This is a genomic window from Rhodococcus spelaei (assembly GCF_006704125.1).
Classification (GTDB): Bacteria; Actinomycetota; Actinomycetes; order Mycobacteriales; family Mycobacteriaceae; genus Rhodococcus_G; species Rhodococcus_G spelaei.
The window spans coordinates 504212-517592 of the sequence record NZ_VIGH01000003.1 but is presented as its reverse complement, the minus strand read 5'-3'; the positions used below and the strand labels follow the sequence as shown (position 1 = coordinate 517592).

The 13381-nt window shown below is 68.6% G+C and carries 10 protein-coding genes; 2 read left to right on the top strand and 8 right to left on the bottom strand.

Annotation, left to right across the window (positions count from 1 at the left end; genetic code table 11):
* The first annotated feature begins 63 nt into the window (after nucleotides 1-63).
* Nucleotides 64-1812, top strand: coding sequence for a malto-oligosyltrehalose trehalohydrolase (gene treZ / locus FK531_RS09160; protein ID WP_142097973.1), 1749 nt, complete (start codon nucleotides 64-66; stop codon nucleotides 1810-1812).
* Here treZ and FK531_RS09155 read toward each other — a convergent pair.
* Nucleotides 1809-3338: an MFS transporter gene (locus FK531_RS09155; RefSeq protein WP_142097970.1), complete on the bottom strand. Its 1530-nt coding sequence runs from the start codon at nucleotides 3336-3338 to the stop codon at nucleotides 1809-1811. The genes treZ and FK531_RS09155 overlap by 4 nt on opposite strands.
* Nucleotides 3339-3455: 117 nt before the next feature.
* Between FK531_RS09155 and FK531_RS09150 the strand changes: the two genes are divergently transcribed.
* Complete coding sequence (locus FK531_RS09150) at nucleotides 3456-4061, top strand: TetR/AcrR family transcriptional regulator (RefSeq protein WP_246098032.1); 606 nt, start codon at nucleotides 3456-3458, stop codon at nucleotides 4059-4061.
* Here FK531_RS09150 and FK531_RS09145 read toward each other — a convergent pair.
* Genes FK531_RS09145 through FK531_RS09115 form a run of 7 tightly spaced genes read right to left on the bottom strand, consistent with a single transcriptional unit; the run spans nucleotide 4058 to nucleotide 13260 of the window.
* Nucleotides 4058-4513: a hypothetical protein gene (locus tag FK531_RS09145; protein WP_142097964.1), complete on the bottom strand. Its 456-nt coding sequence runs from the start codon at nucleotides 4511-4513 to the stop codon at nucleotides 4058-4060. The two genes, FK531_RS09150 and FK531_RS09145, sit on opposite strands and share 4 nt — an antisense overlap.
* A gap of 4 nt (nucleotides 4514-4517) precedes the next feature.
* Nucleotides 4518-6074 (bottom strand): APC family permease, encoded by a 1557-nt coding sequence (locus FK531_RS09140; protein WP_142097961.1) that lies wholly within the window; start codon nucleotides 6072-6074, stop codon nucleotides 4518-4520.
* Nucleotides 6067-6951 carry a universal stress protein gene (locus FK531_RS09135; protein ID WP_142097958.1) on the bottom strand — a complete coding sequence of 295 codons (885 nt, stop codon included), beginning with the start codon at nucleotides 6949-6951 and terminating at the stop codon, nucleotides 6067-6069. Before FK531_RS09135 ends, FK531_RS09140 begins: the two co-directional genes overlap by 8 nt.
* Nucleotides 6952-7001: 50 nt before the next feature.
* Entirely contained in the window at nucleotides 7002-8459 is a 1458-nt protein-coding gene (locus tag FK531_RS09130; RefSeq protein ID WP_142097955.1) for an NAD-dependent succinate-semialdehyde dehydrogenase, read from the bottom strand.
* The gene (locus tag FK531_RS09125; protein WP_142097952.1) at nucleotides 8452-10431 is read right to left on the bottom strand and encodes a primary-amine oxidase; all 1980 of its coding nucleotides are present in this window, start codon (nucleotides 10429-10431) and stop codon (nucleotides 8452-8454) included. Before FK531_RS09125 ends, FK531_RS09130 begins: the two co-directional genes overlap by 8 nt.
* On the bottom strand, nucleotides 10424-11779 hold the full coding sequence (gene gabT / locus FK531_RS09120; RefSeq protein ID WP_142097949.1) for a 4-aminobutyrate--2-oxoglutarate transaminase: 1356 nt from the start codon (nucleotides 11777-11779) through the stop codon (nucleotides 10424-10426). Before gabT ends, FK531_RS09125 begins: the two co-directional genes overlap by 8 nt.
* A gap of 50 nt (nucleotides 11780-11829) precedes the next feature.
* Nucleotides 11830-13260, bottom strand: a complete 1431-nt coding sequence (locus FK531_RS09115; protein ID WP_142097946.1) for a gamma-aminobutyraldehyde dehydrogenase — start codon at nucleotides 13258-13260, stop codon at nucleotides 11830-11832.
* Nucleotides 13261-13381 lie beyond the last annotated feature (121 nt).

Genomic DNA, 13381 nt, shown 5'->3' with positions numbered 1-13381 from the left:
GTGACCACCGCGCACCCAGGGACCACCGCGCACCCAGGGACCACCGCACACCCAGAAACCACGGTGCGCCCGTTCGAAGTCTGGGCGCCGCTTCCGAACCGGGTTCAGCTTCACCTGGACGGGAACCTGCATTCCATGACCCGCGGCGACGACGGCTGGTGGCGCACCGACGCGCCCGCCGTCCCGGGCAGCCGCTACGGATTCGTCCTCGACGACGACCCGACCGTGCTGCCCGACCCGCGCTCGCCGCGTCAGCCCGACGGTGTCCACTCCCCCTCGCAACTGCACGGTCTCGACCCCGACGCGTGGACGGACCGGAACTGGTCCGGACGTCAGCTCGCCGGCAGCGTGATCTACGAACTGCACGTCGGCGCTTTCACCCCCGACGGGACCTTCGACGCTGCGATCGCGCACCTCGATCACCTCGTCGACCTCGGCGTCGGGTTCATCGAGCTGATGCCGGTCAACGGGTTCAACGGCGACCACAACTGGGGCTATGACGGCGTTCTCTGGTACACCGTGCACGAGCCGTACGGCGGACCGGATGGCCTGCAACGCCTCGTCGACGCCTGCCACCGCCGCGGCATCGGCGTCATCCTGGACGTCGTCTACAACCACCTCGGACCGTCCGGGAACTACCTCGACCGCTACGGGCCGTACCTGTCCGAGACCACCAACCCGTGGGGCCGCGGAGTCAACATCTCCGGACCGTCCTCGGGCGAGGTGCGCCGCTACATCATCGACAACGCGTTGCGCTGGCTGGGCGAGTTCCACATCGACGGACTGCGCCTGGACGCGGTGCACGCCCTCGATGACCGCACTGCGACCCACCTGCTCGAGGACCTGGCCGTGGCAACGCAGACGCTCTCCACTCACCTGCGCCGGCCGCTCACACTGATCGCGGAGTCCGACCTCAACGACCCGACGCTGATCGCGCCGAGGTCGGCGGGTGGCTACGGACTCGACGCGCAGTGGAACGACGACATCCACCACGCGGTGCACGCCGCCGTGTCGGGTGAACGTCAGGGCTACTACGGCGATTTCGGGTCGCTGCAATGCCTCGCGAGCACCCTGCGGCAGGGCTTCTTCCACGCGGGCACCTACTCCAGCTTCCGGGGGCGCACCCACGGCCGACCACTCGACGTGCGACGCACGCCGGCGAGCGCCCTACTCGCCTACACCTGCACCCACGACCAGGTGGGAAACCGGGCCGACGGCCAGCGCCCCGGCCACTACCTGTCCGCGGGACAGCTCGCGGTCAAGGCCGCCCTGGTGCTCGGATCCCCTTACACGCCAATGCTGTTCATGGGCGAGGAGTGGGGCGCGAGCACCCCGTTCCAGTTCTTCACCTCGCATCCCGAACCGGAACTGGCCCGGGCGACCGCAGTGGGCAGGCGCGCCGAGTTCGCCGAGCACGGCTGGGACAGCGAGGCGGTCCCCGATCCGCAGGACCCGCAGACCTTCCTGCGGTCCAAACTGAACTGGGACGAGGTGCCCGAGCCCGATCACCGGCGCCTGCTCGACCTCTACCGCGCACTGATCGCGTTGCGGGGCGAGCGGGCCGAGCTCACCGATCCGTGGCTCGAACACCTCGGCGTGGACTACGACGAGGGCGAACGCTGGATCGTGCTGCACCGCGGCGACATCCGACTCGCGTGCAACCTCGGCCCCGACCCGGTGACGGTCCCGGTCGGCGGGCGCCCACTCCTGTGGTGGGACCCGCCGACCCAGGCCGAGGCCGGTGCGGCGACCGTCGTCCCCGGCCACTCGTTCGTGGTCCTGGAGGCGAATCCGGCCCGAACGGCGAACTAGCGGGTGCGCATCATCCGGTGGACGAGAACCGCGTTGGCCACCAGGATGATCGCCGTCGCGACGGCCGCGACATGCATGCCGCCGACGAAGGCGTGCTGAGCCGATTCCAGCAGTGCGGATCCGACCGACTCCGACGACGACTGCGCCACCGCGACCGCGCCACCCAGCGTGTCCTGGGCGACGTGACTCTCCTCGCCGCTCAGGGCCGACACGTCGAGCCCTGTACGGAAGATCGCCAGCACGACGCTGCCGAGGATCGCGACGCCGAGGGCGATACCGAGCTCGTATGCAGTCTCGGACACCGCCGACGCGGCGCCCGCTCGCTCCGGCTCGACCGCGCTGACCACCAGGTCGGAGGTCAAGGTGATGGCGATGCCGATGCCCGCGCCGACGAACGTGAAGCCGAGTACGAACAACCCGGCGCCGCCGTCCGCGCGGAGCCCGATCAGCATCGCGGCACCGATGGCCGAGGCCACCAGCCCCGCACTCAACACCGTGCCCGCGCTCCACCGCCGGACGAGCCAGGCCGCCAGCAGCGGCGTGATCATGCTCATCACCATCCCCGGCAGCATCAACAGCCCGGCCCGCAGCGGGGCGTTGCCCAGCACCAGCTGCAGGTACTGCGAACCGAAGAAGAGCACACCGGCGAGGGCGAACACCCCGAGCAGGTTGGTCAGCACCGCGGTCGAGAACGACCGGTTCCCGAACAGGCTCAGGTCGATCATCGGATGCTCGAGGCTGCGCTGACGGCGGACGAAGGCACACGCCGCCCCGGCGCCGACCAATGCCACGACGGTCAGCGTCAGGCTCGGCCCGTGCACCACCGATTCCTTGAGCGCGTACACAAGAGGAACCATCGCGAGCATGGACAGGCCCGAGCTCACCAGATCGAAGCGGCCCGGGTTCGGGTCCTTCGCCTCCCGGATCACCATGGGCCCGAAGACGAGCAGCACCAGCATCACCGGGATCGCGATGAGGAACACCGAACCCCACCAGAAGTGTTCGAGCAGCCAGCCGCCGACCAGTGGACCGGCCGCGGCGCCGCCGCCGGCCATCGCACCCCAGACGCCGATCGCCGCCGTGCGCTGGCGCGGGTTGACGAAGGTGGTGCGGATCAGACCGAGCGTCGCCGGCATCAGCGTCGCACCCGTGACGCCCTGCAACGCACGCGCCGCGATCAGCATCTCGGGGTTGACGGAGAACGCCGCGAGCACCGAGGCGAGACCGAACCCGGCGGCGCCGATCAGCAACAACCGTCGTCGACCGATGCGGTCGCCGAGGGTGCCCATCGTCACCAGCAGGCCGGCGAGTACGAACGAGTACACGTCGATGATCCACAGCAGCTGCGTGCTGCTCGGCGCGAGGTCCTCGCTGACGAACGGCAGTGCCAGGTCGAGCACGGTGGCGTCGATGGAGATCAGGAGGACGGCGAGGGCCAGCACAACCAGGCCCACCCAGTCGCGCGCGCTCGCCCGCACGGTCGTCGGATCGAAGGTCGGTTCGGTTCGGTCTGCGGTGACAGACACGGTCTCCCCCAAGTGGTCGAAGCATGAATTCAGTCAATGCGGCCTACTGAACCGTCCAGCCGGTACAGTGCCCCGACCAGGTTAACAGTTAACCGTCCAGCCGGTACAGTGATTTCTGTGACAGACACAAGCCGTGACAGGAGCCCCGTTGCGACCGAGCCTCCCGCGGCAAGTACCCGCGACCGGATCCTCGACGCCCTCGAGCGACTTCTGCTCGGGCGCGGACTCTCCCAGGTCACCCTCGAATCGGTGGCCGCGGAAGCCGGCGTCTCCAAGGGCGGCCTGCTCTACCACTTCCGCAGCAAGGACGCACTGCTCGCCGGGATGGTCCGCCGACTCGGCGAACGCTCCGATCAGCAACTCCAGGAGGCGGGAACCTCGGTCGCCGAGTGGTACCTGCAGACGATGAACGTCGGCACGACCAACGAGCTCGCCCTGTTCCAATCCACCATCGCCGCCTTGCGGTCGGTCGACGGTCAGCAGGGCGAGGTGCAGCAGGCGGTCATCGAGATGATGCGGACGTGGGACGACGGCCTGCGCGCCGAGTTCGACGACCCGGTCCAGGCCGAGATCGTCCGGCTCGCGGGCGACGGCATCTACCTCGCCGCCCTGATGGGCCTGCCGCAGCCCGATCCCGAACTGCACCGGCAGGTGGTCGACCGGCTACTGGGCCGCATGCCTGCTCGGTCCCCCGGACTCCCGGACGAGGGCGACTCGGTCTAGACGGAACCGTCGAGCTGACCTTCGCGGCGCCCGACCGCCGTAGCCGCTGCACCCGCGAAGAGGAGCGCCTCCGCGACCAGGACGGCGACCATCGACATGGTCATCAGCCCACCGAGGTCGACCCGCTGATCGGCCACGGCGCTCGGGGCGTCGACCATCCCGGATCCGCCGTGATGATGCATCGACGTGCCGTTCCCCAACAACGGCATGACGGCCATCAGACCGACGTGCACGGCGAGCATCGCCGCGCCGCCGGCCGCCGCGACCGTCCACGCGCGCACTGTCGGCGTCCGCCAGAGATGCCCGGCACAGTTCAGGCACCAGCCGGCCATCACCCCGAGAACCGTTGCCGTCACAAGGGACTGACCGAGCAGCAACACCGCCAGCACCAGGTGCGCGCCCGCCGCAACGCCACTGGTCGCCGCGGCCACCCGACCTGCGAGCTCCGCCATCCGCTCAACCGCGCGTCACGGCGGCGACGTCTTCCTCGCCGGCGAGCGCCGGGGTGTCCCGGGTCAGGGTCCGGCCGAGGAAGAAGTCCGGCTGCCTGATCCGCATCACGATCATCAGCACCGCACCGAGCAGTAGCACGCCGAAGCCCATGAAGAACACCAGCCCGATGCCGCCGATGGACGCACCACTGCCGTTGTCCGGATTCATGGACTCACCGATCGAGATGACGAACACCGCGGCCAGCATGAGTCCACCGAGGAGTGGGAACAAGAACTTGAACACGACATTGCGTGCACTGGTGAACAACTCGCGACGGAAGTACCAGACGCAGGCGAAGGCCGTGATGCCGTAGTACCAGCAGATCATGATGCCGAGCGCGGCGATGGTGTCGAGCAACGTCCGCTCCGAGAGCAGCGTGACGACCGTGTAGAACACCCCGGTGACCACGCCGGCCACCACCGTCGCGTAGGTCGGGACCAGGAATCGCGGATTCACCTCGGCGAGCTTCTTCGGGAACGCGCGGTACGCACCCATCGCCAGCATGGTGCGCGCGGCGGGCAGGAACGTCGTCTGCAGGCTCGCCGCCGACGACGCCAGCACGGCGAGGAAGAGCAGCAGCCCCGCCCAGTGGCCCAGCACCGGCTCGGCCAGCGCACCGAACACGTTCTCCGAGTTGTCGGGGTTGCCGAGGCCGAGGCCGTCCTCCCCGACACCCGCGTACATCATCACCGCGACCGCGACGAGCAGGTAGGTGATCAGGATCGACACCACGCACAGCAGGCCCGCCCGGCCCGGAGTCTTCTTGGGATCCTTGGCCTCCTCCCCCAGCGTCAGACAGGTGTCCCAGCCCCAGAACGCGAAGATCGACCCGGTCAGACCCACCACGAAGGCGCCGATGGCGAGACCGCTGAACGGGTTGAACCACGACAGGCTGAAGCTGAGGTTCGCCGGCGCGGATCCGTTCGCCACGTGCACGAAGGCGGTGATCACGAAGGCGAGCAGCACCACCATCTGGAATCCGACGAGGACGAACTGAATCCGCTCACTGGTGGTGATACCGCGGCCCGAGATCCACGTGGCTATCGCAAGGAAGGCCAGTGTGGTGACGATGTTGACCGCCTTGTTCCCGGCGAGGTCGGCGATCGACGGAGTGTCGAACACCCGGGCCAGGAACAGGTAGAAGAACTGCACCGCGATCGCGGCCAGGTTGGACAGCACGATGATGGTCGCCATCACCATCCCCCACCCGCACATCCAGCCGACATACGGCCCGAATGCCTTGGTGGACCAGGTGAAGGACGCCCCACAGTCGGGTGACTCGGAATTGAGCTCCCGGTACGCGTAGGCGGTGAGGAACATCGGGATGAATCCCGCGATGAAGATCGCGGGCATCTTCAGTCCCACCGCGGCCACGATCAGGCCGATGCTGGCGGTGAGTGTGTAACCGGGTGCCACACAGGAGATCCCGATGATCGCGCCCGAGAGGGTGCCGACCTTGCCTGTCGCGAGCCCCTTCGAGATGAGGCCGCCGGTCGCTGCGCGTTCCGCGTCGTCAGTCATTGTCGGAGAACTCCTCTTTCGGAACTACGATCATGGGGACCGGAACAACGCGAAGCATCTTGGCCGCCGTCGAACCGAGGAAGAGGTGACGCGGGCGCGCGAGCCGGCTCGAGCCGACCATCATCACGTCGCCGTCCACCCATTCCAGCTTGCTCACCGCGGACTCGACGGTGGTCCCGTCCGCAACCTGCGACTCCACGGAGATACCCTCCGGCAGAGCGGACTTCGCGGACTCGAGCACCGCGCCCGCGTGCGCGAGGCTGCGTTCACGCGCCGCGGCCTGGGTGTCGGACCGCCGACGCGTGGACGCGTCCAGCGGCACCAGCGACACCAACCGGAGCGGTGCCTGGGTCAACTCGGTGACCCGCACCGCCTCCTGCAGCAGCACCTCGGCGCCCGGCCGGGTACCGAGTGCACAGGTCACCTGACCGATCCGCTTCGCGGCCGAGTGCCGCATCCCCCTCGGCGCCAAAGCCATCGGCAGGTGGGCGCAGTGCAGGAGTTCACCGGTGACCGACCCGATCGAGTGCCGGCCGAGCAGCCCGTCCCCCGCCGCCCCGATGACGATCAACGAGGCGTCCAGTTCGCGGGCAGCGTCGAGCAGGCCCTGCGCGAAGGACTCGTGGTACCGCAGATGCGTACGTGCCACCACATCGTCCGGGACCGTGGCGCGGGCCTCGATCAGCCATTCCACTGCCTGATCGGCGAGCAGGTCCTCGTACGCGGACTCGGTCGGAATCCGCACACCCACGGGCTCCTCCGGCGGGAGGACGAGGCAGATGTCGATCTCGGCGCCGAGGCTGCGGGCGAGCAGGACTGCGAGCGCGAGACCGTCGGCACCACTGGGGGTCGCGAGATAACCAACTACCAAACGCATGTCGGCCAACCTTCGTTGAGCGTAGGGGCGAAGTGGTCCCGATCGGACAACTACAGGGTCAGTGCCACGTACTTGGTCTCGAGGTACTCCTCGATGCCCTCGGTGCCGCCCTCACTGCCGAGGCCGGACTGCTTGACGCCGCCGAACGGGGCGGCCGGGTCCGAGATCACACCGCGGTTCACCCCGACCATCCCGGACTCGAGAGCCTGCGACACCCGCATCGCCCGGTCCAGACTCTGCGTGTAGATGTAGGCGGCCAGGCCGAACTCGGTGCCGTTCGCGGCGGCGATCGCCTCGTCCTCGGTGTCGAAGCCGGTGATCGCGGCGACCGGTCCGAAGATCTCCTCGGCGACGATCCGCGAGTCCGCGGGCACATTGTCGAGGACGGTCGGCTGGTAGAAGTAGCCCGGCCCGTCCACGACGCCGCCCCCGGTCCGCACCCGCGCTCCCGCCGCGATCGCATCGTCCACCAGCGCGGCGACGCTGCCCCGCTGACGTTCGTTGATCAGCGGACCGATCTGGGTGCCGTCCTCGTAGCCGGCGCCCACGGTCATCGCGGCGATCCGCTCGGTGAGCTTCGCGGTGAACTCCTCACGCACCGAATTCGCCACGATCAACCGGTTGGCCGCGGTGCAGGCCTCGCCGCCGTTGCGCATCTTCGCGGCCATCGCGCCGTCCACCGCGGCGTCGACGTCGGCATCGTCGAACACCACGAACGGCGCGTTGCCACCGAGCTCCATCGACGTGCGCAGCACCTGCTGGGCAGACTGTTCGATCAGGAGTTTGCCGACGCGGGTCGATCCGGTGAAGGTGACCTTGCGCAACCGCGGATCGGCGAGCAGCGGCGCCGTCACCGAGGCGGCGTCCGACGCGGGCAGCACCGAGAGCACCCCGGCCGGCAGCCCGGCCTCCGCGAAGATCTCGGCGAGCAGCAGCATCGTCAGCGGGGTGTCCTCCGCCGGCTTGACGATCATCGTGCAGCCCGCGGCGAGCGCGGGCCCGATCTTCCTGGTGCCCATGGCCAGTGGGAAGTTCCACGGCGTGATTGCCAGGCAGGGCCCGACCGGCGCCTTGGTCACCAGGATCCGGCCGTTGCCGGAGGGCGCCGTCGCGTACCGACCCTGGATCCGCACCGCCTCCTCGCTGAACCAACGCAGGAACTCGGCGCCGTAGGCCACCTCGCCGCGGCTCTCCGCCAGCGCCTTGCCCATCTCCAGGGTCATCAGCAGTGCCAGGTCCTCGGCCCGCGCGGTGGCGAGTTCCCATGCCGCGCGCAGGATGTCCGAACGCTTGCGCGGCGCGGTCGCAGCCCACTCCTGCTGGACCCGGCATGCCGAGTCCAGCGCGCGGAGCGCGTCCTTGCCGGTCGCGTCCGCGACGTCGGCCAGCTTCTCGCCGGTCGCGGGGTTGAGCACGGCGAAGGTGCCGCCGTCGATCGGGTCGACCGGCCCGCCGTCGATCCACAGCCCGGTCGGCACTGTGGCGAGGAGTTCGTCGAAGTTACTCATGATCGTCCTTTGCGTGACACGGATCGGATACATGACAGGCCTTCGTCGGAGTCGGGGCGACGTCCAGCGAGGGGTTGCGGTCGAAGAAGCCGACCGGTTTGAGCCAGAAGTTGACCGTGTCCGCCGGCATCACCGGCCAGTCCTCGGGCCGGGTGATGTGGTGGATGCCGAAGACGTACCACACGACCACGTCGGTGTTCTCGATGTTGCGGTTGGCCTTGGTCCACTCGGGAAGGCCGTGGTCGGCACTGCTCTGGTTGACGAATTCGCCTGCGGGCCAGCGCTCGTCCTCGGCGTTGGGCGTCACCCACACGGTGTGTCCGATCGCCTGACTGCGCTGGAAGATCGGGGAGGCGGGGTCGAACATCGACGGGATCGCCCCGCCGGGCACCAGCTTGTACGCGGGCGCGGTGCCCAGTCCGTTGGTGGTGTTGTCGTTGACCACCTTCCAGGCGCGCTGGGTCTGCCAGTCGAAGTCCTGTTTGCCCTCGTCCTCGGTGCGCAGTGGAGTGCTGATCTGACGCAATGAGAGGCCGTAGGGATTGTCCGGACCCATCGGGACCATCTCGGTCTCGCTGGCGTAGACGGTGTTCTCGGTGCCGTCCACGTCGAGGTCCATCCGGGCGACCAGGAAGTGCTGGTGGTACGGCGCGTAGGTGCGCCGGTCGACGAGTGTGCCGTGCGGGTGCGCGGCACCCTCGTCGAAGTGGCTGACCACCATGATTCCCGTTGCCCGGACCTCACATTCGATGTTGCCGTCCTGGTAGAAGCGCCAGTACGTGAGGTACTCGTAGTTGGCGACGGTGACGTGGAACGAGACCGTCAGCCGCCGCATCCGGCGCACCTCGGCGCCGTCGTGGTCCACGTGCTTCCACAGGACCGCGTTGTCCTCCTCGTGGATGCAGATCGCGTTCTTGATCGTGTACGGCTCGCCCTTGCTGTTGTGCAGCGTGGCGTCCAGGTAGCGGATCTCGCCGAGGCAGTCGCAGCCCAGCTCGAGCGAGGTGGTCATGAACCCGATGCCCCACTCGCCGATGTCGAACGCGGTGCGCCGGTAGTGGTCGTCGCAGTGGTCGCGGTAGGGCACGATCATCTCGGCGAAGGACAGCCGGTTCGCGATCGAGCGCCGACGGCCGTTGTCGTTGTAGGACACCGCGTGCAGAGTCATGCCCTCGCGGTAGTTGAACCCGACCCGCAGCGACCAGTTCTGCCACTCGAGCTTGTTGCCCTCCAGCGTGAACGACGGCCCGTCGGGCTGGGTGATCTCCAACGGCTTCAACGGTTCCCGGGTGCTGGCATTGCGGATCCGCTCGGGGATGTGCCGCGGGACGTACTCCCCCATGATCTCGGGACGGTCGACACGGAAGGTGTCCTCGATCTCGAGCAGCTCCATGCTGTTGACGTCGATCACGCAGTGGAAGCCGTTGACCGGTCCCGCATACGGGTTCGCGCCGTCGGCCGCCTTGACCCAGGTGTCGGACCAGCCGAGCCTGCGGCCCTTGTACTTCTCCGGGATCACCGCGTCGCCGTAGGTCCAGGTGTCCATGAACACCTTCGACATGTCGGTGATGCCCCGCTCGGCGAGCGCGGCAATGACGTCCGGGTGGCCCCGCAGGACCTCGTCGCACTCCTCCCACTCGTCGACGGTGAAGTTCGCCTGCACGCCGGGAATGTGCTTCCAGGACACCACCGAGTCCGAGGTCAGCGAGACCAGCGCCTTGTACGTCTTGTTCTCGGCGCGCTCGAAACACACCACGTGCGCGCGCCGGTCCGGCACCGCCCCGTCGGCGTCGAACGCGGCGACGGCGGCCTTGCTCGGTTCGGCGAGCTCGATCGACGCGTACCGCCAGCCCGGGCCGACCCCGTGCTCGCGGGACAGGACGGTCGCGACCTTGGTGAACTCCGCGGCGACGAGCGGGTCGAGCGGGTGGAAGGTAGCCGGCGCCGGAGGCGTCGTCGAAGTATCAGCCACGGGTACTCCCTGCCAGAGTGCGGATGGTGGCCTCGACGACGTCGAGCGCGTCGCCGAGGAGTTCGTCGCCGATCACCAGCGGCGGCAGCAGCCGAATCACGTTGCCGTAGGTGCCGCAGGTGAGCAGGATGACGCCCTGCTCGAGCGCCCTGGCCGCGATCGCCTTGGTGATGTCGGGGTCCGGTTCGGTGCCGCCCGCCTTGACGAACTCCATGGCCAGCATGGCGCCGCGGCCGCGAACGTCGCCGATGACGTCGAGATCGGCGGCCAGTGCGCGCAGCCGACCGAGGGCGACGTCGCCGATGTGGCGGGCGCGGGCGGGCAGGTCGAACTCGCGCATGGTGTCGATCGCGGCGAGGGCGGCGGCGCAGGCGACCGGGTTGCCGCCGTAGGTGCCGCCGAGGCCACCGGGGTGTACCGCGTCGAGCAGTTCCGCCCGGCCGGTGATGGCGGCCAGCGGCATGCCGCCGGCGATGCCCTTGGCCATGGTGACGATGTCCGGGACGATGCCCTCGTCCTCGCTGGCGAACCAGGCGCCGGTGCGGGCGAAGCCGGTCTGCACCTCGTCCGCGATGAACACGACGCCGTGCTCGCGTGCCCATCCGACCAGGGTCGGCAGGAATCCCCGTGCGGGCACGATGAATCCGCCCTCACCCTGGATCGGCTCGATGATGATCGCGGCCACGCTGTCGGCGCCGAGCTGCTTCTCGATCTGGCTGATCACCCGGCGCGCCGCCTGCTCGCCGGTGAGGCCGGCTTCGTCGCGGAACGGATACGACATCGGCATCCGGTAGATCTCCGGGGCGAACGGGCCGAAATGCGCCTTGTACGGCATCGACTTGGCGGTCAGCGCCATCGTCAGGTTGGTCCGGCCGTGGTAGGCGTGGTCGAACGCGACGACGGCGTCGCGACCGGTGGCCAGCCGGGCCACCTTGACCGCGTTCTCCACCGCCTCGGCGCCCGAGTTGAACAGTACCGACCGCTTCTCGTGGTCGCCCGGGGTCAGCGCGGCGAGCTCCTCGGCCACCCGCACGTAGCTCTCGTACGGCGTGACCATGAAGCAGGTGTGGGTGAAGTGCGCCGCCTGCTCCGCAACCGCCTGCGCGACAGCGGGATTGGAGGCACCGACGCTGGTCACCGCAATGCCGGCACCGAGGTCGACGAGGGAGTTGCCGTCCACGTCGACGACCACGCCGCCGTCCGCGTCGGCGGCGTAGACGGGCACGCTCGACCCGACCCCGGCCGCCACCGCGGCCTTGCGCCGTGCGGTCAGCGCCTGCGAACGCGGGCCGGGCAACTCGGTGACGAGAGCCCGCGTCTGCGGGAGGCGGTACTGAAGTTCACTCATTGGTTCTTCCCTCGAATGTGAAGTAGGCGTGCCGTAGTCGTCGCACGCGGTCAGTCGTGCGAGCTCATGACGTGCTTGATGCGGGTGTAGTCCTCCACCCCGTACGCGGACAGGTCCTTGCCGTATCCCGAGTACTTGAACCCCCCGTGCGGCATCTCCGCGACCAGCGGGATGTGGCAGTTGACCCAGACCGCGCCGAAGTCGAGTGCGGCCGACAGCCGCTGCACGGTCCCGTGATCGGTGGTCCACACGCTCGAGGCGAGGCCGAAACGCACGTCGTTCGCCAGTTCGACGGCCTGTTCCTCGTCGCTGAACGACTGCACCGTCAGCACCGGCCCGAAGGTCTCCTCCTGCACGATGTCGTCGTCCTGGCGCACCCCCGTCACGATCGTCGGTTCCAGGAAGAACCCCTTGTCCCCGATCCGCTTCCCCCCGGTGACGACGGTCGCGTGCGGCGGCAGCGCGGCGATCTTGCCGGTCACGGCAGCGAAGTGGTTGACGTTGTTGAGGGGGCCGTAGAAGGTGTCGGGGTCGTCGGGCAGCCCGGTCTTGAGGGTCTTCGCCTTGGCGACCAAGGCGTCGACGAGTTCGTCGTGGATCGACTCGTGCACCAGCACCCGCGTCACCGCGGTGCAGTCCTGGCCGGCGTTGAAGAAGGCGGCCTCCGCGATCCCGTCGGCAGCCTTGGCGATGTCGACGTCGCCGAACACGACCGCCGGCGCCTTCCCACCGAGCTCGAGGTGCGCACGCTTGAGCTGCTTGGCGGCCGACACCGCCACCGCGATGCCCGCCCGGACCGAGCCGGTGATCGAGACCAGCCCGATCGCCGGATGCTCGACGAGGGTTGCACCGGTACCGCCGTTCCCCAGCACCACGTTCAGCACGCCGTCCGGCAGGATCCCCTTGCTCAGGCGCGCGAGCACCAGGGTGCTCTCGGGCGTGGTGTCGCTCGGCTTGAGCACGATGGTGTTTCCCGCCGCGAGCGCCGGCCCGATCTTCCAGATCGCCATCATGAACGGGTAGTTCCAGGGCGTGACCTGGCCGACGATGCCGATCGGCTCGCGGCGGACGTACGAGGTGAATCCCTCCATGTACTCGCCCGCCGACTTGCCCTCGAGCATCCGCGCGGCGCCCGCGAAGAAACGGAGTTGGTCGGCGCCGACCTTCACCTCCTCCGCCGCGATGACCGCCTTGGGCTGCCCGGTGTTACGGCTCTGGGCCTCGACCAACTCGTCGCTGTGTGCCTCGATCGCATCCGCCAGCGCGAGCAACGCGGACTGCCGCACGCCGGGCGTGGTCTTGCCCCACGTCGTGAATGCCTTCTTGGCGGCGTCGACCGCCGCGTCGATGTCCGCCTTCGTCGAGATCGGCGACCTCGCCACGACAGTCTCGTCGACCGGATTGATCACCTCGATCGTCTCCGTCGCGGACGACGGAACGAATTCGCCGTTGACGAAGTTCTCGAGCAACTCGATTCCCATGGATTCCCATTCCTCCTACGGCGATGGCGGGCACAGCAGCGTTCGCTCTGACGGGTTGTGACAAGTGTGCGCCACGTCACTCACCTCGACACGTGCCAAAATGGTGCGTGCGGGACTGTTC